At 67.8% G+C, this 17,340-nt stretch carries 19 protein-coding genes; 11 read left to right on the top strand and 8 right to left on the bottom strand.

Annotated elements, in window-relative coordinates; translation table 11 throughout:
• Positions 1-161: 161 nt before the first annotated feature.
• On the top strand, positions 162-1,100 hold the full coding sequence (locus Q7T67_RS16880; RefSeq protein WP_304792347.1) for a hypothetical protein: 939 nt from the start codon (positions 162-164) through the stop codon (positions 1,098-1,100).
• A gap of 900 nt (positions 1,101-2,000) precedes the next feature.
• A complete protein-coding gene (locus Q7T67_RS16875) occupies positions 2,001-2,480 on the top strand; it encodes a hypothetical protein (protein ID WP_304792345.1) in 480 nt (159 codons plus the stop codon).
• On the opposite strand, the gene Q7T67_RS16870 is transcribed toward Q7T67_RS16875, so the two are convergent.
• Positions 2,477-2,914 carry a hypothetical protein gene (locus Q7T67_RS16870; RefSeq protein ID WP_304792342.1) on the bottom strand — a complete coding sequence of 146 codons (438 nt, stop codon included), beginning with the start codon at positions 2,912-2,914 and terminating at the stop codon, positions 2,477-2,479. The genes Q7T67_RS16875 and Q7T67_RS16870 overlap by 4 nt on opposite strands.
• A gap of 182 nt (positions 2,915-3,096) precedes the next feature.
• Between Q7T67_RS16870 and Q7T67_RS16865 the strand changes: the two genes are divergently transcribed.
• From Q7T67_RS16865 to Q7T67_RS16850, 4 genes are all read left to right on the top strand, one after another.
• Positions 3,097-4,299 carry a DNA cytosine methyltransferase gene (locus Q7T67_RS16865; RefSeq protein ID WP_304792339.1) on the top strand — a complete coding sequence of 401 codons (1,203 nt, stop codon included), beginning with the start codon at positions 3,097-3,099 and terminating at the stop codon, positions 4,297-4,299.
• 11 nt (positions 4,300-4,310) lie between these two features.
• Positions 4,311-5,810, top strand: a complete 1,500-nt coding sequence (locus tag Q7T67_RS16860; protein ID WP_304792337.1) for an AAA family ATPase — start codon at positions 4,311-4,313, stop codon at positions 5,808-5,810.
• A 383-nt stretch (positions 5,811-6,193) separates the two neighbouring features.
• On the top strand, positions 6,194-7,015 hold the full coding sequence (locus Q7T67_RS16855; RefSeq protein WP_304792333.1) for a hypothetical protein: 822 nt from the start codon (positions 6,194-6,196) through the stop codon (positions 7,013-7,015).
• A 5-nt stretch (positions 7,016-7,020) separates the two neighbouring features.
• Positions 7,021-7,425, top strand: coding sequence for a very short patch repair endonuclease (locus tag Q7T67_RS16850; protein WP_304792331.1), 405 nt, complete (start codon positions 7,021-7,023; stop codon positions 7,423-7,425).
• Positions 7,426-7,557: 132 nt separating this feature from the next.
• On the opposite strand, the gene Q7T67_RS16845 is transcribed toward Q7T67_RS16850, so the two are convergent.
• From Q7T67_RS16845 to Q7T67_RS16830, 4 genes are all read right to left on the bottom strand, one after another.
• Entirely contained in the window at positions 7,558-7,998 is a 441-nt protein-coding gene (locus Q7T67_RS16845; RefSeq protein WP_304792328.1) for a hypothetical protein, read from the bottom strand.
• Positions 7,995-8,639, bottom strand: a complete 645-nt coding sequence (locus tag Q7T67_RS16840) for a hypothetical protein (protein ID WP_304792325.1) — start codon at positions 8,637-8,639, stop codon at positions 7,995-7,997. Before Q7T67_RS16840 ends, Q7T67_RS16845 begins: the two co-directional genes overlap by 4 nt.
• Positions 8,640-8,699: 60 nt before the next feature.
• The gene (locus Q7T67_RS16835) at positions 8,700-9,452 is read right to left on the bottom strand and encodes a hypothetical protein (protein ID WP_304792322.1); all 753 of its coding nucleotides are present in this window, start codon (positions 9,450-9,452) and stop codon (positions 8,700-8,702) included.
• 314 nt (positions 9,453-9,766) lie between these two features.
• Positions 9,767-10,063: a hypothetical protein gene (locus Q7T67_RS16830; protein WP_304792319.1), complete on the bottom strand. Its 297-nt coding sequence runs from the start codon at positions 10,061-10,063 to the stop codon at positions 9,767-9,769.
• A 76-nt stretch (positions 10,064-10,139) separates the two neighbouring features.
• Between Q7T67_RS16830 and Q7T67_RS16825 the strand changes: the two genes are divergently transcribed.
• Complete coding sequence (locus tag Q7T67_RS16825) at positions 10,140-10,667, top strand: helix-turn-helix transcriptional regulator (protein ID WP_304792316.1); 528 nt, start codon at positions 10,140-10,142, stop codon at positions 10,665-10,667.
• A gap of 26 nt (positions 10,668-10,693) precedes the next feature.
• Here the strand turns inward: Q7T67_RS16825 and Q7T67_RS16820 are convergent, their stop codons facing one another.
• The 3 genes from Q7T67_RS16820 to Q7T67_RS16810 all read right to left on the bottom strand — a co-directional run bounded on the left by Q7T67_RS16820 (position 10,694) and on the right by Q7T67_RS16810 (position 12,130).
• Positions 10,694-11,182: a hypothetical protein gene (locus tag Q7T67_RS16820; protein ID WP_304792313.1), complete on the bottom strand. Its 489-nt coding sequence runs from the start codon at positions 11,180-11,182 to the stop codon at positions 10,694-10,696.
• 178 nt (positions 11,183-11,360) lie between these two features.
• Positions 11,361-11,633: a hypothetical protein gene (locus Q7T67_RS16815; protein ID WP_304792310.1), complete on the bottom strand. Its 273-nt coding sequence runs from the start codon at positions 11,631-11,633 to the stop codon at positions 11,361-11,363.
• The gene (locus tag Q7T67_RS16810) at positions 11,633-12,130 is read right to left on the bottom strand and encodes a hypothetical protein (RefSeq protein ID WP_304792306.1); all 498 of its coding nucleotides are present in this window, start codon (positions 12,128-12,130) and stop codon (positions 11,633-11,635) included. Before Q7T67_RS16810 ends, Q7T67_RS16815 begins: the two co-directional genes overlap by 1 nt.
• On the opposite strand from Q7T67_RS16810, the gene Q7T67_RS16805 reads away from it, so the two are divergent.
• The 4 genes from Q7T67_RS16805 to Q7T67_RS16790 all read left to right on the top strand — a co-directional run bounded on the left by Q7T67_RS16805 (position 12,129) and on the right by Q7T67_RS16790 (position 17,180).
• Positions 12,129-13,427, top strand: coding sequence for a hypothetical protein (locus Q7T67_RS16805; protein WP_304792303.1), 1,299 nt, complete (start codon positions 12,129-12,131; stop codon positions 13,425-13,427). The genes Q7T67_RS16810 and Q7T67_RS16805 overlap by 2 nt on opposite strands.
• Before the next feature lie 328 nt (positions 13,428-13,755).
• Positions 13,756-14,643: a hypothetical protein gene (locus tag Q7T67_RS16800; RefSeq protein WP_304792300.1), complete on the top strand. Its 888-nt coding sequence runs from the start codon at positions 13,756-13,758 to the stop codon at positions 14,641-14,643.
• 258 nt (positions 14,644-14,901) lie between these two features.
• Complete coding sequence (locus tag Q7T67_RS16795; RefSeq protein WP_304792298.1) at positions 14,902-15,507, top strand: hypothetical protein; 606 nt, start codon at positions 14,902-14,904, stop codon at positions 15,505-15,507.
• Between the two features lie 578 nt (positions 15,508-16,085).
• On the top strand, positions 16,086-17,180 hold the full coding sequence (locus Q7T67_RS16790) for a DNA cytosine methyltransferase (protein ID WP_304792295.1): 1,095 nt from the start codon (positions 16,086-16,088) through the stop codon (positions 17,178-17,180).
• The last annotated feature ends 160 nt before the right edge of the window (positions 17,181-17,340 follow it).

The raw sequence follows: 17,340 nt of genomic DNA, 5'->3' as shown, positions 1-17,340 counted from the left end.
AAGGCAAGCCCGGATGGCAACTGCCGCGGTCGATCGCAGAGGCCCTCGCAGTGGAGCCGGGGGAACGGCGCCTGCTGCGCTGGTCCGGGAACGGGCCACCCCATCGACTCGTTCTGGAGTGGGCTCCCACTGGGTTCGTTGGCGGATCAATCGACGAGCCGATGAGTTGGCTCGAGATGAAGGTCGACGACCTGGCCTTCCTCGTTCTTCGGGAGGATCGCTACTCGATAGTCGTCCGCCGGACGTCCGAAGTCGACCACGGCGATGCGTTGGGAACCTTGCTCTGGAGCTCAGGTCTAGACCCCTCTGACTCGGTCGTCCGCGGAGACGCGTGGAGACGTTTGGTTCGGACGCTCGGCGGTACAGGGAGTACCGCCGAGGCGCTGACTGAGCGGCTCAAGAAGCGAGGCGACAAGCGTCTGATGCCCCTGGTCGCTCCTGCAGAGGAGTGCGTCACGCTCGAACGCAACAACGTGCAGTGGCCCCCGGGTTGGCAGTACGTGCTGCCGGCTGCTGACTGCGAACGCTATTTCTGCATCAGAGGCGTGGATGACCGAGTTCGAGCCCTCGTTGGAGTGATGGACGGAACTGGATCGCTGCCCCCTGGATTGATCGAAGGCGACGGGGGGACCCTGTGGCTAGAGGCGAGCTGGGGCGATGAATCGGCAGTTGAGGCCGTCAAGAGCCTTCTGACGGATCCACCAGTCGGCCTCGTCCCGTCGGCAGCTCGACAACTTTGGACCCGTTGGGTCGCCGGTGAGCACCAAGCCCGACTCGCTGCTCTAACGGGTTCAGATTGGACCGTCGAGCTCGGCTCCGGGGGTTGGGCATACGAAGGTCAGAGTGCGCCCGACCTTCTCTCGGCGCTCGAAATGATCCGCCCGGACGCATCTCGGCCAGCATCCGCCGTGCAAATTCGGACTTCGACGAATTTCCCCCGGAACCGCCTCGGGTTTCGTGACGGAGTCGAACGTCTCGTGGAAAGTGGCGTCCGGTTCTTGCGCGCGAACCCGGACACCGGCTTCTCCGCCGTGCTCGCGGATGGACACACGGCTGACGGGGCTACGTTGTCGGAACTGGCCCGCCGCGCAGCCCGCTAGCGCAGTCGAACTGTCTTCGTCGTCTCGCGCCGACCTGCTCACGGGACGTGATGCAGCGGTCGGTCCGGAACATGGCTCAGGACCTGCTGCGGTAGGAGTAATTGAGACGTCGCCGAGCTGGCGCGATACGGGCGCCCGGTCAGCGAGGACGGATCATCGGTCGGAAGGGGTCCCGCGGGAGCGCGCGCGGCCTGCGAAGGCTTGAATCCGGCAATGGCGCCCCTTCCAGGGCGCGGCCGGCGCGGGTTTGAGTTTCTCGCGGCCGGAGGCGTGACTTAGCGGCGCAGGGACTGGCCTGTGGCGACCGGTGGTCGCGGTGCCACGTCGGCAGGGCGGTCTTTGTCGCTATGGTGGCGAGGCGCTCTTCCGTGGCCGGATGTACGCAGCAAGGACTGTTGAGCGGCGGGGAGACCCGCCGCTTTTCGTTCCCCATGACCCGGGCCTACCCCGGGGCCGCTTTTTGGTCTGGGACGTCTGGGCCAAGCGCGGTTTGGAGCGCAGGCTCGGGCGGATGATGCCGCACCGTCGGTCGTCGGCGCGCCCGATGCGCCACCTGCGATGCCCGTCCCGGCGATCACGCCCGCTGGTAGCACCTGCTTTTGTCGTCCGTTCCGCTGTGAGCGACGAGAGCCTCTTAGTCATCGGCGTCGTTTCGCTGACCTCCTCAGCACGGTACGCAGGGTGGTGTTCTTGCGCTCGGTTCAGCGTCCCGGACCCCGAGGCGCGCGACGGTGTGTCGCTCCCCGGCCCGCGATGTCGTCCGCAGCTCGCGCTGAAGCGTGCGTCTGCCTGGCCTCGGCGGTCTGCCGGGTCGGTCTTGGCGCCCGCCTCTATCAGTAACGCGTTGCCGGCGTACAGGATGCCGCCGATGACCAGGACCACGACGAACAGGTCGCGGACGTGGTCGTGGCTCTGGCTGCACTGGCGTTCATGAAGGCGTCGCCTCATGTCATGCGGTGGCTGAACGAGAAGGCCGTCTCGCCTGTGAGGGTAAAGCTGAAGCGCTTTTCTGCGGCTCGGGAGGAGCAGCGCCGCGGGACGGCTGACGAGCCAGACCCCGAGCGGCAGGTCGCGTTCATCGCTTCTTCCACGGACGTCGAGATCGCGAACCGGGCGGCGGAGATCCGTATGAGCCGTGCGGAGTGGCAGGAGCGATTCCGGGCAGCCGAAGCCGCCGGTGCGTTCAGGAACGAGCAGCTGCGGGTCCTTGCGCCAGCGCGCATCGAGGATGAGGTAGTCGCGTTCGACCCCGCTGGCGCGAACGAGGAGCTCACCGCCAAGCAGCTCGGGGAGAGCGTCGGCCTCCTGGCTCCGGCGAACTTCTCGACGGATATCGCGGCGCGTAGGTCGGCGCACTGGACGATCGAGAAGGCCTCCTAGGTCAGGACGGCTCGAGCGGCGGCCCCGACGATGGCGGTCGCCACCCGGGTGTAGGTTGCCTCGTCGGTTTGCACGTGCGACTGCCGGCGCAACCTCAGCGGGTTCTCCCACTCGACGTCCTCTAGCGACGGGGCGTGAAGATCCGCGCGGATTGCCACCAGGACCCGGTAGCGCAACTTCCACGGCCACCGCTGCCGGTCCGCCTCGGAGCCGCCCTCGTTGACCTCCGGCGCTTCGGAGGCCACCTCGACGACCGCGATGAACCCGCGGCGCAGCGATCCGTTAATCACTGCGCGGTCTCCGGGCCGCACCCCCGACGGCCGTCGGTTGCCGGGGAACCACATCTCCTGCGTGTGATGACGCCAGACGCCGATCCAGTCCTCCGGCGGCGCCTCCGTCCCCGTCCCGATGTTGAACACCCAGTAGTTCCTCATAGCCGCTCCGTTGGTCAGTGTCGATCCAGTAAACGGCAAGAGGCCGATAGAGGCCGGTCGTGCAAGCGTAGGTGAGCTCAGTAAATACTCAGTAGGTAAGAGCTCTGGGTGCCGTCCGGGAGGGAACGTAGATTCAGTCAGCCCTGGATCCGGTGCTCGGCACCGCGTCCGGGGCCTCTCCCATGAAGCCGCTCGCCGCCACCCTGCCCTTCCCCGAGACGCTCCCGGAGCCGCGGCAGTCGCTGCGTGTGGCTGGCCTGTTCGCGGGCATTGGCGGCATCGAGGAGGGGTTCCGGCAGGCCGGCCACCACAGCCAGCTGCTGTGCGAGATCGAACCCGGCGCCAAGCGCGTCCTCGAAGACCGCTTCCCCGACGTGAGCATCGTGGAGGACGTGCGTGATCTTCCGTCGCTCGGGGACGTCGACCTGGTCGCCGCCGGGTTCCCGTGCCAGGACCTCTCGCAAGCCGGACGAACCGCCGGCATCACCGGCGACCGGTCCGGGCTGGTGGGGGAGGTCTTCCGGCTCGTCTCCGACCCCGCCACCACCCCGAAGTGGCTGCTGCTCGAGAACGTGCCGTTCATGCTGCAGCTCGAGCGCGGCCAGGCGATGAGATTCCTGACCGACTCGCTCAGCGACATGGGGTTCCGCTGGGCCTACCGCGTGGTCGACTCCCGCGCGTTCGGTGTGCCTCAACGTCGCCGACGGGTCGTTCTCCTCGCGTCTCGCACGGAGGACCCGCGGACGATCCTATTTCCCGACGAGGCCGGTCCCGTCATCGAGGAGCGCGAGCGAAACGGCCGCGCGTGCGGCTTCTACTGGACCGAGGGTGTCCGGGGACTCGGCTGGGCCGTCGATGCGGTCCCGACACTCAAGGGCGGCTCGACGATCGGGATCCCGTCGCCGCCGGCCATCTGGATGACCGACGGACGGATCGTCACGCCCGACATCCGCGACGCCGAACGCATGCAGGGCTTCGAGACCGACTGGACCGTTGCGGCGCAGCCCGAACAGCCCCACCGCCTCGGCGCCCGCTGGAAGCTCGTAGGCAACGCCGTCACCGTGCCGATGGCCAAGTGGCTCGGCCAGGCGCTAGCGGAGCCCCGTGAGGTTCCCGAGCTCACCGAGACCGAGATCGTCGCCGGAATGCGGTGGCCCGACGCCGCATGGGGCGAAAACGGCCAGGCGTGGAAGGTCGACCGCTCGTCGTTCCCCGTCCAATGGGAGCGCCCGGCACTCGAGACGTTCCTCGACCACGACCCCAAGCCGCTGTCGCTGCGCGCCACCGCGGGATTCCTCAAGCGGGCGGACCAGGGCCGTCTCCGCTTCGTCGACGGATTCATCGACGCCCTCCACGCCCACCACAAGAAGATGAGCGCTCTCTAGTCTGCAAGAACATGGAGATCGCCGAGGCTCTGGCTGGCCGAGACAAAGCGGCAACGAGCGTCCCAGCCATGGTGCCGTTCAGTCAGTACCTGACCGAAGCCCTCGGAGACCCGGAAGAGATCGTCTACACCACTCGGGTGGGCAAATCGTCGACCGTAGCGTCCCGCGCGGTCCAGAAGGGCAACAAGAACGCTTCGATCTTCGTCGTCGTTCTCGCCGACACGACGCTGCAGCACCAAGTCGCCGCTGAGGCGCCCAACATCATCGGCGCCAAGTCGGGACGAAAGGCCGTCGTCGCAGCAATCGTGCCTCACGAAGCCAGGGACGTCGACGCGTGGACCGTCTACGAGCCTGCTGGCGGCACGATCGCCGATCGCCTCCGCGAGAACCACGACCAGGTCGAACGCGTCGAGGTCGTCCCCACGGCCGACACCGATGCGGACACCGAAGTTGAGCTTGAGTTCGATCCACCACCCGTCGTGGTGCTGCCCGCCGATCACGAGCGACTGGTGGTCGACGAGCGGATCCGTCGCATGCTTCGCCTGGCGATCGCGTCGTCGCGCGCCGTGATGCTCATCGGCCCTCCCGGCACGGGCAAGACGACGCTGCTGCTCGAGGCGTTCCAGGATGCGCAGGAGGACCCGGGGGCCTACGGGCTCGCGGCCGCGCCGAAGGGAACGCCGCTCGTGGTGACCCCGGAGGAGGGGTGGACCAGTCGCGAGCTCGTCGGTGGCGAGACCGTCGACGACCAAGGGCACCTTCGGTTCAAGCCCGGCTACGTCCTCGACGCCGTGCGCGACAAGACTTGGCTGATCCTCGACGAGGCCAACCGCGCGGACATGGACCGCATCTTCGGCGGACTCCTGACCTTCCTCTCTGGTAGGGCCGTCACCCTCGGGCGGGCCGCCGGCACCAGCGACGCTGCCACGATCCGCCTCGAACCCAGCGATGAGGCCGACAACGAAGTCGTCAACCCGGAGGGGCTCGTCGACGGCGCCGGCGGTGAGATCGTCTACCGAGCCGGCCGTGACTGGAAGCTTCTGGGCACCTACAACGCGCTGGATGCCCACCGCGTCTTCCGCTTCGGACAGGCACTCGGCCGTCGCTTCGCACGCGTCCCCGTCCCCGCCATCGACACCGGCCAGTTCCACGAGGCGCTGGCCCCGCGCCTCGACCAGCTGACCGAGGGGCAGCCCAACGTGAACGTCGACCGCGTCCAGGAGGTCGTCGAGGGGCTCTACGCCGCGCACCTCGGGCTGCTGCAGCCCGTGGTCGGGCCCGCGCTGTTCCTTGCGGTCCCCGGCTACGTTTCCAGCGGGCTGGCGCTCGGCGGCGACGTCGACCTCGAGCAGCTCCTCCTCGAGGGGTACCTCCTCGGCGCCGGCCCGTTGCTGGCCCAGCTTGAGCCGAAGACGCTCGACACGTTCAAGGCCCGCGTGGTGACCGCCGAGCAGCTGATCGGGGAGGGTCAATGGGAGTTCCTGGAGAGCCTGCTCTCGACCCTGACCTGATTGACCTCGGGTCGACCCCCGAACCGCCGCCGATTCCGCAGCGCGGCCTGGTCGAGGTCCTGCGGTCCTGGAGCGGCCAAGGGCAGCTCTGGGAAGCGCTCGGCGCCGCCGACGACGTCGCCGAACGCCACTGGAAACCCTCGATGGTCCGCAGGCGCGCCCGCCGTGTTCTCTTCGAACGCCTGCAAACCACGCTGGCCGAGTGGCCCGAGGACCCACGCGATTGGCTCGACGCGCTTCCCGCCAGCACCGAGACGCGCGACTACCGCTCCAGCAGCCCACGTCCGGGGACGTCGTGGACACGGACCCGCATCGCCGGCTGGCCACCGCGCACGTTCGTCGGCCGCGACCGCCGGCGCGTACCCGAGACCCTTCTCAGCACCGTGACGCGTTGGACCCTGGACCAGCTCGTGCCGCTGGTCAGGGACGCCGAGAAGCTTGGCGACCCCCACCACCGTCAGGCCGTCCGTCGCGCCAAGGCCGCGCTGACGCTCCTGGACGTCGAGCCGCTCTCCGACGTCACGCCCGCCTCGCCGACACCGCCCGACCTCGCCGCCGTCGCCGCCGAGGGACACCCGTGGAGACTGCTCGTCCCGGTCGCCAGGGCGCTTCAGGCCGCCGGTGACCCCGAAGAGCTCGCGCGTCTGGCCCGCGAGGTCGTCGGACCGTCGCCGGAGCTCACCGGCCGACTGTTTCATCTCGCGGTCCTCGGCGAGGTCCTCCACGGCCTCAGGACCGCAGGGGCGCACGTCGTCTCCCGGCACCCGCTCGGCGACTCCTCCCGTGGACCCGCGTACCTGGTCACCGATCACGAGGACCGGGAGTGGGACCTCTGGTTCGAGGCCGCTGGCGCCTGGGGGTACTACGACGTCGAGGAGCTCTACCCCAAGGTCGCCCACGGCGTCCCCGGTGCCGGCGGTGCGCTCGGCACCGACCTGATGCTGATCCGCCCCGGCGAGAGCGCACTGCTCCTTGAGTGCAAGCACTCGTTCCGGCCTGCGGTGGTTGCCCGCGGCGGCTATCTGCAGGCGCTCGCCTACGCCGTTGAGGCCCTGGACCTCGCGCCCGCCGTCACGTCGGTCGTCGTCGGCCCCGAGGGAGTCGTCGTCGAGCCCGGATACGGCAACCCCGACCCGTCCACACGCATCGGCATCGTGCGCCCGTACGACGTTCCGATCCTGATCGAGCACGCACTGGGTACCTGAACCACGTGCCGACCCCGAAAGACGCTGGGACTCGTCGCCGGATGCAGGCGGTGAAGCGGCGAGACACGAAACCCGAGCTCCTCCTGCGGTCGGAGCTGCACCGCCGCGGCCTTCGGTTTTTTGTCGACCGTGCCCCGCTTCCGAAGATGCGCCGACGCGCCGACCTCGTCTTTCCACGCAAGAAGGTCGCTGTCTATGTCGACGGGTGCTTCTGGCACGGTTGCCCGATCCACGGCACATGGCCGAAGAACAACGCGGAGTGGTGGCGCGCCAAGATCGAGGGCAATCAGGCCCGCGACCGCGACACCGACAAGCGCCTCGTCGACGCTGGCTGGACCGTCATCCGCGTGTGGGAGCACGAAGGGCTGATCGCTGCCGACCGCGTCGCTTCCGCCGTGGGCGCGGGTTAGACAGGGTGCGCTTTCACTTTTCCGACGGCCCCGGATCACCCGCGAGAACCGGGCTTTTCGTCGAGGCCGTCGAGCCTTGGATCGGCCTCACTATTTTCTGCTCGCCGTGCGCGGGCTGCTGTCGGCCCTTAACTACTGCGGTCTTTGGTTCGCAATCTTGTACGGCCGCGTCAGGGCGGTCTTGGCGTTGCGTTTCCACCAGTACGAGTCGCCGCCGCTCATGCCATCCGGATACACGCGGTCGGTGTTGATCAAGTTCCGGAGGTGCTGGTACGTGACGCCCGCGAAGGCGCACATCTCCTTCGCGCCAAGAACCTGCTTTTCGAGATAGCCAGCCTTCGCCTTCGGGTGCGGCAGCTTCTTCCCGTCGCGATAGGCGACGACGTCTTCAACGGCCCACTGGCGGGTGCCGCCGATAGTGCAGGTGTATGGCGGGAAGTCTGGCCGGGCCGTCAGCTTCTGCGTGTCGTTGATCGTCCGGGAGAAGAGCCACGCCATTCTGGTGATCGTCACGAACTCTTCGGTCTTCTCGATGCGCTGCAGCGTCCGCTCGTGAGCTTCGGCTGCGGTCATGTCGCCCTTCGCCGCCGTGAGCGTGAAGTCCCAGTCGGCTCGTAGATGGCTCCGAAGCGACGAGAACGAGTGGGGCGCCGCCGGGATGCCTGATGCGTCCTCGCCTTCCCGATCAGGTCGTCGCGTTCGGCCTTCGTCTCCTTGGCCCAGATTCGGTACCGGTTCGTGGACTCGTTCTGGGTGGCCGTCTTCTCCGACAGCCATTCCCGGACGTCGTCCAGGACGGCTTCGTCTTTGAGCCTGTCGCCCTGCTGCTGGGTGCCGCGGACGTGGTGGAGCAGAACGCTGTTGGACGTCTCAGTGCCGCTAGCGACGATGGTGGCGAACCTCCATCGGTCGAACGCCTTCTTGATGGCTGCGACTGTCATCGGAAGGCCGAGCTTCTTCTGGACCGTGTCGTACTGCGCTGCTGTGGGGGCCTCGCCGTCCGGCAGCTTGAGGTGCGCGGCCGCTTGCCGCAGACAGTCCACGGCTTCCTTCTGCCGCAGCGCGCGCGACACCCGCGGCGGGTCCCGCGGTAGGTGACCGCTGAGGTGTTCAGCGAGCGCGGCGAAGACCGTCAGCTGACCAGCGATCGGGAGCGCGAGGACACCCGCCAGCGCGGTGTCCTCGGGGGCGCGCTTGGACGGGGTGGACGGCACGTGCTGCCGTTCGTCGCGTTCGGCCGGTTCCTTACCCGCCTCTACTTGACCGGGTTGGCGTCAGACGGGTGCCGTCTCCGCCACCGTCAGCCAGCACGGCAAGTTGGCCGGTCCTTTGAGGACGGTGGTGTCGACGACGAACGGACCGACAAGCGGTCCCTCCTGCGGGCAACCGAGCGCGGCGGCGAAGGCGTCGACCGCGGCGCGTGTGTCGGCGAACTTCTCGGGCTTCGCCTGCGGGGTGCTGATGAGGTGCACGACCACCGCCGCGCCGATGGTGTTGTCATCGGCGGCGGCGACAGTGCCGGCGACCGCGCTGAGGAGCTGGTACCGGAGCGCGCCAAGGGTGGGATCTTCGGCGATGCCGCGCCCGAAGATTCCGGCGAGTAGCTCGTCAACGCGGGTGTCCAGGTTCGTGTTCTTGCCGGCATCGCGTGTGGCCTTGGCCTTCGCGTACTTCTCGTCGACTGTCTCGTCGAGTGTCTCGTTGACCTTCCCCTCGATGCCGACGACGACCGCGCCGTCCGCCGTTCGTCCGTGGGCGAGAACGTCGTGGTTGCGGACGCCGCCGGGGTGCCGGTCGAAAGACACCTGAGCCTCTGCCTGACCGCACTCGATGGTCAGGCCGTCGAAGGCGCCGCGGAGTGCTTCGGCCGTGGTGGCGGGGCCGGCGTCGGTCAGCCACAGGCGCGCGAGTTCCATCGCGCTGTAGCCGGCCGCCCACTTGCCGGGTGTCGACGCCAGCCTCTGCCAGTCCTCCAGCGAGGAGATCGTCTCGGCGGGCGTGGTCTTGCTGCAGATAGGGACGGGCACGTCCCGACGCTACCGCGGTCGCTCGGACAGGGCCACAAGCGAAGCGCCGCAGCGGCCCTCGGCGGGCGGGGCGGTCAGTGCGTCTCGAACGAGTTGTGCTCGACGGTGTTGAGCGTCAGAGCGGCGAACATCTCGAACATCGTCCGGACGATCGGATCGTCGACCTCGATGAACTGCACGTCCATGTCGCGCGCCCGCAACCGGGTCGCGTGGCGCCGCGTTCCCCGGATAGATCGTCGATGACGACTACTACCCCGAGTGACGCCCGGCGGGATCGGGTGGCCGAACTCTGCCGGCCGCCCCGCTCGGCCGACTCACTGGACGATCGCCAGGGCAACCCCGGCGCTGAAACTCGCGCCCGTGACCACGATCCCACCCACCGCGCCCGCGCGGAACGTGTTCTTGACGGCCCGCCGCGTTCGCGAATCCGTCTCCTGAACGGTCAGCGAGCTGCACGCCCGACGCGCACCTCCGACGACGGGCCCGACGTGCGGCAGCGCCTCGATCCCGTCCCGGTTGTCGATGCCGTGCGGGTGCTCGGGCACGCTGCGATCGTCACCTCCGTCGCTCCGGTACGCGGCTGTATCCATCTGCTCATCTCGATAGCTCATAGAGCGATGATGCAACACAACTACTCCCCGGTCAAGCGACTAGACGCGAGTAGTTGGTGCACGTAGAGTGCGGAGCGTGAGCGACAGCGTTCGGCATCTGCGAGACGACGTCTCGGACGAAGATCCGTGGCCGGACAAGTGGATCGTGGGTCCTGGTCAACCGGACAACGTCCACCTCGGAAAGCTCCTCGAAGATCTTCGGTTGAACGCTGGACTGTCTCGCTCCGACGCAGCAGTTCAACTCGGGATCAGCACTGAGTACCTTCGCCTGCTGGAAGTGGGGAAGCGCGCGCCTGCGCTCGGGCAGATGCGAAACGTGCTCGACGTCTACGGCGCGGACGGCGAGGTGGAGCAGATCACCTACGACGGCTACCGGCGCGATCTCATTGTTCGCGATCCGCTCACCGGCGACCCGCACGTGGCGAAATTCACCAGCCGGATCCGCGAAGCCCGACGCAAAGCACTCGATGGTCCGCCCGATGCTGACGAGCCGAGCCCCGACGGAGGTCGCGCCGCCGAGATCGGACGCGTCGTCCTGCTTCTCAGCCGAGCAGACGACGGCACGCTGCGGAAGGTGCGCGCGATGCTGGAGGACGCGACCTAAGCCCCTGCGACCGCCCGCGGAGGGCGTCAGTGCGTCTCGAACGAGTTGTACTCGACGGTGTTGAGCGTCAGAGCGACGTACATCTCGAACATGGTCCGGACGATCGGGTCGTCGACTTCGATGAACTGCACGTCCATGTCGTGCACCCTCGATCGCGTCGCCGTGAACAGCTCGGCGAACGCTGGGTCACTGCTCAGGGCCGCCCGGGTGCGCTTGACGTCCATCCCCGACGCAGCAGCGTCGGCCTCGGCGATGCGATACGCGAATGACGCGCTGAAGTGAGTGCTCTTCTCGCCTGTTTGCTGTCGTAGCCGGCTGCGGAGGTTCCTGGTCTGCCCGACGTAGGCCGGTGCCCCGTGCTCGCTGAACAGGTAGATGCCACGGGCCCGCGGTACCTCGGGATGCGACAGGAACGGGAACGCCGGAGCGGCCTGGAGATCGACGAGCAGAGGCTCCATCTGGGCCACCGCTTCCGCGAAGCTCGCTTGCCCACCGTCAGAGAAGGTCGCTGTCATCGGCCCAGCGTAGTGCCGTCCCTCTCGACAGATTGAGGCGTGCATCCGGTGGCCCCGCCCTACGGTCGAGGCATGTCCACGGAACGCAAGCGCACATTGGTCCTCGCCCTCGCCGTCTGCCTCGCCATGATCGCCCTCGGCGTCACGCTTCTGACGCTGCAGCCGCCCATCGGGTTCGTCAGAGCGTGCGGCGCACAGCGGCGTCGAGCGCCTGGGCTTCCGCGGTCACCGCGTCCGCGACGATCTTGGCGTCTGCGGCCAGTCGCGGCAGGTCCGCGCGGAGCGCTAACAGTTCACCGACGGTGATTTCCTCTCGCGCTCGCGCGAGCAGCCGTTGGGCCTCCCGCAGGCTGTCGCGAGCGTCCGCGGCCCACGCGTTGGCCGGCGGCTCGTCCCGCGACACCTCGAACTCCCGCCCGAAGTTGTCGTTCTCGTCCTCGTCGCCGGCCATCAGCGGCCCCGCGGCGCCCGCCGTACGACGTCGCGCTCGCCGGCTGTGGTGTTGACGCCGCGCTCCAGGCGGCTGTCGATCGCCTCGGGGTCGTACCCGAGTGCAAGCAGCGCCTCCGGCCAGGTACGCCATCGCTTCCGGAAGGGCTGCGGGGACGGGATATGCAGCGTCACATCACCTTTTGGCTTCGCGAGCGCCAGTTCTCGCTGACGCCACCAGTCGTACTCCGCGACCTGCGGCGGCCGGCCGTACTCCGCAACGGCCTTCTCCATCCAGTGCGCGAGCGTCTCCTCGGTGTACTTCCAGATCTTGCGTATGCGCCGTTCGTTGAAGCGAGCCCGGATGCGACGCGGCGTCACATTCCCGCTGAGCGTCGGCGCCTCCTTACTACGCGTCCACCCGCCGAAGAACTTCACCGTCTGGCTGAGCGGTGCGTGCTCCTCGCCGCGAGCGCGGATCAGCTTGGTCGCCTCCCGGTGAACTAGCCTGCCGGCCATGGTCCCCGCCCTGTTCGCGGTGGTCGTGGTGGCGGCTGTCGCGCTTGTTCTCTGGCAGCTGGCCCGCCGGCGCACCGACCCACCGTCTAAGGAGACCTCGGCGCGCTCGGTCGAGATCGAACGTCGCCCTCAGTTCCCCTCGGCGGGGCTTCTCGTGCCCGACGGCGCCGCTCCGGCGGCCGGTTCGACGTCCGAGGAAATCTGGGACGCCCTGGAGGCTGCCGCTGTCCCTGTCGCGGTGCAGTACTTCCCGGTGACCGACGCGGAGATCGCGAAGTACCGGAAGGTTCCCGTCGTGAACTCCTCGGCGCAGCAGGCGGCGGCGGACATCGTCAAGGCGTTGAACCCGAAGAGTCCGACGCTGTACCGCGTGGTGCTGCCGAAAGGCGCGAAGCTCGCGAAAGCCGCAGGGACTTCCGGGTACCGAGGCTTCTCGCGAACCAACAACAAGACAACGCACGCTGTCCTCAAGCCGGTCGCGGCCGGCGGCGCCGTCGCTGCAGGGTGGCCGGTGTTGGCCGTCGCCGGAACGGTCATGGCGATGGATCACCTGGCGCAACGCGAGCAGGTCGCACATCAACGGCGACTCGAAGCGGCGCTCGGCCGTCAGGAAGAGCGCCACTACGCCGCCCGGATCGCGGATCAACGCTCGGCGGACGCGCAGCTGTCACGGGTGATCAGCTTGATGCTCGACGGCCGCGAGCCCCACATGGAGCTGGCGCTGAAGAGCGTCGACGACGAGTTCCACCGGTCCAAGCAGTTCCTCGACAACCACCGCGATGTCATCGCTGACCTGCAGGACGAGGACGGCAAAGTCGACTACCGGCAGCTCGAAGTCGCCCTCGGCGGCAAGACCAAAGACACCGATCATTTCGTTCGCGAGCTACACCTCGCACGGTCCGCCAGCGCACTGAAACGCAAAGCGCTCGTCGCGGACGCCGCTTCATCCGCACTCTCCGGTCCGGACAATCCGTACACAGCACTGCAGAAGTTCCTCGGCGCCGAAGGCAAGCTGCTGGACAGCGCCGACGCGACAGCCCTCGCGCTCACCGAGCAGCTGAGCACCGTCGAGCTGAAAGGCAGCTGGCGCCATCGGGACAAGTCGATCGCCAACCGTCAAGCGGAACTTCGCGCTCGAATCGCCCCGGCGAACGTCGACGACACGACCGAAATCCTCTACCTGTCGACCGGCTCCGGAGAGGTCGTCCAACTGATCGCAGCCGAAGACGACACCGACACGGCCCCGGGGCAACACCGGACGGCGACGACGCGTAAAGCGTCTCCGCGTCGTGCCTGACCGGCAGGCACGCGGCCCGGCCGTCCTGTGCCGTCGAGACGCGCCGAAGATCGTGGCCGCTGACGCGTCCGCGAAGACGCCTCCGGCCCCGTCTGGTGCCGCCCCCGCGGCGCCGAAGACGACGCCTGCGGCCGCGTCGAAGACGCCGGCTGCCGCCACAAAGGCCGCCGCGAATAAGCCCCGCGCGAAGACGCCGGCGGCGAAGACCCAGAAGTCTCGCGCGAAGGCCGAGCCGGTCGAGGTCAGGGAGACCAAGGACTAACGCGAAGAGCGTGAGCTGCAGGAGCTGGAAGCGGAGCTGCCGTTCCATGAGACGCTGCACAAGCGGGTGTCGGCTCCGGGGCGGCGCGCGCCGAAGGATCGACGCGAGCGGATCCCGACCGCGCTGCCCGCTGTGCCGACCAACGATGAGTTTGGCTCCGGCAACGCGCAGTTCGCTGGCTCCCCGGATGTCGGCTGGCTGGTGGAAACGATCATGACCTCGTCGGCGTGGCAACGGGTCAAGAAACCCCTGCTGGACGGTCTCGACGTCCGGCCCACCGGCAAGCGCGGACCACGGCGGCGGTACTCCGCCGAGCAGCTCGAAGGCGTGTTCGTCTACCGCGTGATGGCGTGCCTGCCGTCGATCGCTGCCGCCCGCGATCTGCTGACCAGCGACCGCGGCGCAACGGCCCGCGAGTTCCTCGGGTTCGGCGACCTCGTCAACGCCCACGACGCCTCAGAACACCGCCGGTTCACCGACGTCCGCGAAGACCCCGTCATCAACCGGTACTGCCGCCGGCAGCGGCTTATGGACAAGGTCCCCTTGGAAGCGACGCTGTCCCGGCACCGGGATCGCTTTATGGAGGAGGCTGCGATCAACGCGCTCCAGGCCACGATGACCGCGATGGTCGAAGACCGCAGCGCGCAGTCGGAATCCTTCCGAGAGGCCATGCGGCTCCTGTACGTCGACGGCGTCGCGGTCCGCACCGCGCGCCGCGCGCCGATCCTCCTCAGCGAGAAGACGTTCAAGAAGCATCGCCGAGGTAAGTTCGACGTCGTCATCGAACGGCAGATCCCCGACGCCCCCGGGAACCCCCGCACGATGTACGAAGTCCGGTCGCAGTCCTATGACCACGTGACCGGGCGGATGCGGGGCCGCCGGCGCCCGACCGCGCTCGACGCTGGCTACATGGGCAAAGGGGCCAAAGAGGACGACCCGACCAAGACCCCGTAGGAGTCCAAGGCCGGCGATGGGTGGCGAGCGATCATCGCCTCTACGGCCCGCGGCGACATCATCGGCGTCCAAGTCGGCCGCAACGGAAACGACGACGAGAAGACGCTCGCCCGAGCGCTCGTCACCTCCGACGACTTCACCGCCCGTACCGAGGTCACGCGGCGGTCCGGCCTTGCTGGCGCCCTAGTCGCCGACTCCGGGTTCTCCTCCGATCCCCTGCGCAAGGCCATCCAGGACAAGGGCTACGTCCCCTCGATCATGGAGACCTCCCCCAAGAATCCGAAGGAGATCCGCAAGGGCAACGTCCGTCAGTGGGACATCCACGGCTACCCAAACTGGAAGATGGACGGCCGCTGCGAGCTGTACTGCACCTGCGGCCACGGAGACGTCACCCAGCGCATCAGCGTCGACCACAACGGCCCGCACATCGGCGTCACCGGTGTCTGCCGCGGCAACGGCCTGCTGCAGCCCTGCGGATCCGTCACCCTGACCGTCGGCCAGTGGTGGGCCGCCGACAACGGAATCCTTTGGCTGACCACGCCGGACCGCGAGCCCGCTCTGCGCTACGGCAACCCGCTGACGTTGAATTCCGCCCTTGGCCGCGCGTACGGCACCCGCCGGTGGGTCAGCGGTGAAGCCGTCATGTCGCAGCTGCGCAACCGCTGGAAGATCACCGACTACCGCTGCCATCTCACCTCCGGCCGCAAGGTCCTCTTCGAGATCCTCATGACGGGCCTCGCCGACCACGCGATCGGCGCCGCAGTCGAAGGTGGCCTCGCGCCGCCCGGCCAGGCAATCCACGAGCGACAGCCTCGACGTAAGCGGACAGCATTCCGCGACGCCCCGGCTGCCATAGCCGCCTAGCCCCCACCACCCTGACGACCCCGCCCTCCACGAGGGCGGCCCCGCAGTACCCGCGACCGGCCCGCTAGGCCGGTCTTCGTCGTTCCGGGCGTCTCCGCAGCCCTCAGACGGCCGGTGAGCCGTCGCCGAAGGCCGCCGGCGGCTCGTAGCAGTCCAACAACGCCTCGGCAGCGTCGAAGCCGCGGCCGTCGCCGCCCCAATTCAGAGGGTCTGGAACGTGAAATGCCTGGACAGGGGCAATGTGAAAGCACACCCTAGACAGCTGCGCCCTTCGAACTGCCTTCACTAGGAACTCGTCCGGAGATTGTGCGTTGCAGCAGGCGTGGGGTCACAAGGGCCTGGCAATCGTGGCTGTCGCCTATGCTGCTCCCACAGACCCGCGAATGGCCTCGGTTGAAGGGCAATTGGACTTGTTGGCTTAGTACGGCGGCGGCGTTGGTCACTCGACCTTGTCTGCGGCGAACCCACAAGCGGGAGCATCAAAGAGGCTCTGAGCGCTGCGAGGGGTCAGCCGCTCGTCTGGAGCAACGCCGGGGCGGCGGCCCCTTTCCGCCGAGCGGCCGCTTAGAGTCAGATCCGTGCTGCGGCTAGTCGACGTATTCGCAGGCTGCGGCGGAATGACCAAAGGCTTTCGGCAGTCACGCCTCGGCGCGGCCCCCGACCGCCTTTTCGACCCCGTGATGGCGGTCGAGCTCGATCCGTATGCCGCCGAGACTTACGCCGTCAATCTTGGGGACCACGTAGATGTCAGGGACATCCGCGAGATTCCGGACGAGGATTTTGAGAGCGCCGACGTAGTCATCGGTGGCCCTCCGTGTCAGGGATTCTCGTCACTGAACCGCAACCGCGAGGGCGACCACCGTCGCAGGCTGTGGCAAGAGTACGCCCGAGCGCTGCGGGCCACTGGCGCCCAGTATTTCGTGATGGAGAACGTTCGACAGCTCCTCACCTCACCGGAGTTTGAGACGTTCAAAGCGGAGGCCACGAAAGCCGGGTGGACGATCACCGAGGACGTGCTGCTCGCCGCCGATTATGGGGTCCCGCAGGCTCGTCGCCGAGCAATCGTGATCGGGAGCCTTCACGGTGCCGTGGCACTTCCGGCGCCAACGCACGCCGAACCCGGAAGTCTCTTCGTGGACCTGCCGCATTGGCTGACAGTTCGGGACGCGATCGGCGGCCTGGCTCCGGAACCGGATGGAGCGCACTGGCACCGCGCACGCAACCCGACCGCGGTGTCCCGACTCAGGTACAGGCACGTCCCGATGAATGGCAATCGGTTCGACATGCAGCGCTCGCTGGACGCCGAAGGTTTGGAAGACCTCGTGCCCTCGTGCTGGCGCAGAAAGACGACCGGCACCACAGACGTCTTCGGCCGGATGGACTGGAACCGGCCGGCGCCGACGATCCGCACCGAGTTCTACAAGCCGGAGAAGGGCCGCTATCTGCACCCCGAACAGGACCGACCGATCACGGTCCGGGAGGGCGCGTTGTTGATGGGATTTCCCGACGACTTCGACTTCCCTGAGCACATGGCGATGTCTCAGGTAGGCCGACAGATCGGAAACGCGGTGCCGCCACCTCTTGCTCGGTGCATTGCCGAGGCCGTAGCGGCAGACGCGGTGTACCGCGGAGTACTCCAACACCCAGAACCCCTCGGTGCTTTCGCGGGGTGAAGTAATCCGTCGGACGCGCTCCAACACCGGCGGTCCGCATCAGCCCGCGATGTGGTCAGAGCCGGAATGGGACGGAGTCACGACATTCCGTGACTTAGGACTGGCGTCAACCCCCGACCCCCAGGTAAGTTCGAGAAATCGGTCCCGTTCGTGTGCGAGG

The sequence above is a fragment of the Patulibacter sp. genome, from assembly GCF_030655195.1.
Taxonomy (GTDB): domain Bacteria; phylum Actinomycetota; class Thermoleophilia; order Solirubrobacterales; family Solirubrobacteraceae; genus Patulibacter.
This window is presented reverse-complemented; position numbering and strand designations above follow the sequence as displayed.

What these genes read in the sequence shown, in the direction of transcription:
- Q7T67_RS16880 (WP_304792347.1), top strand. Translation starts at nt 162, where the DNA reads ATGAGTTGGCTCGAGATGAAGGTCGACGACCTGGCCTTCCTCGTTCTT.
- Q7T67_RS16870 (WP_304792342.1), bottom strand. Translation starts at nt 2,914, where the DNA reads ATGAGGAACTACTGGGTGTTCAACATCGGGACGGGGACGGAGGCGCCG.
- Q7T67_RS16865 (WP_304792339.1), top strand. Translation starts at nt 3,097, where the DNA reads ATGAAGCCGCTCGCCGCCACCCTGCCCTTCCCCGAGACGCTCCCGGAG.
- Q7T67_RS16860 (WP_304792337.1), top strand. Translation starts at nt 4,311, where the DNA reads ATGGAGATCGCCGAGGCTCTGGCTGGCCGAGACAAAGCGGCAACGAGC.
- Q7T67_RS16845 (WP_304792328.1), bottom strand. Translation starts at nt 7,998, where the DNA reads ATGACCGCAGCCGAAGCTCACGAGCGGACGCTGCAGCGCATCGAGAAG.
- Q7T67_RS16830 (WP_304792319.1), bottom strand. Translation starts at nt 10,063, where the DNA reads ATGAGCTATCGAGATGAGCAGATGGATACAGCCGCGTACCGGAGCGAC.
- Q7T67_RS16820 (WP_304792313.1), bottom strand. Translation starts at nt 11,182, where the DNA reads ATGACAGCGACCTTCTCTGACGGTGGGCAAGCGAGCTTCGCGGAAGCG.
- Q7T67_RS16815 (WP_304792310.1), bottom strand. Translation starts at nt 11,633, where the DNA reads ATGGCCGGCGACGAGGACGAGAACGACAACTTCGGGCGGGAGTTCGAG.
- Q7T67_RS16805 (WP_304792303.1), top strand. Translation starts at nt 12,129, where the DNA reads ATGGTCCCCGCCCTGTTCGCGGTGGTCGTGGTGGCGGCTGTCGCGCTT.
- Q7T67_RS16810 (WP_304792306.1), bottom strand. Translation starts at nt 12,130, where the DNA reads ATGGCCGGCAGGCTAGTTCACCGGGAGGCGACCAAGCTGATCCGCGCT.
- Q7T67_RS16795 (WP_304792298.1), top strand. Translation starts at nt 14,902, where the DNA reads ATGGAGACCTCCCCCAAGAATCCGAAGGAGATCCGCAAGGGCAACGTC.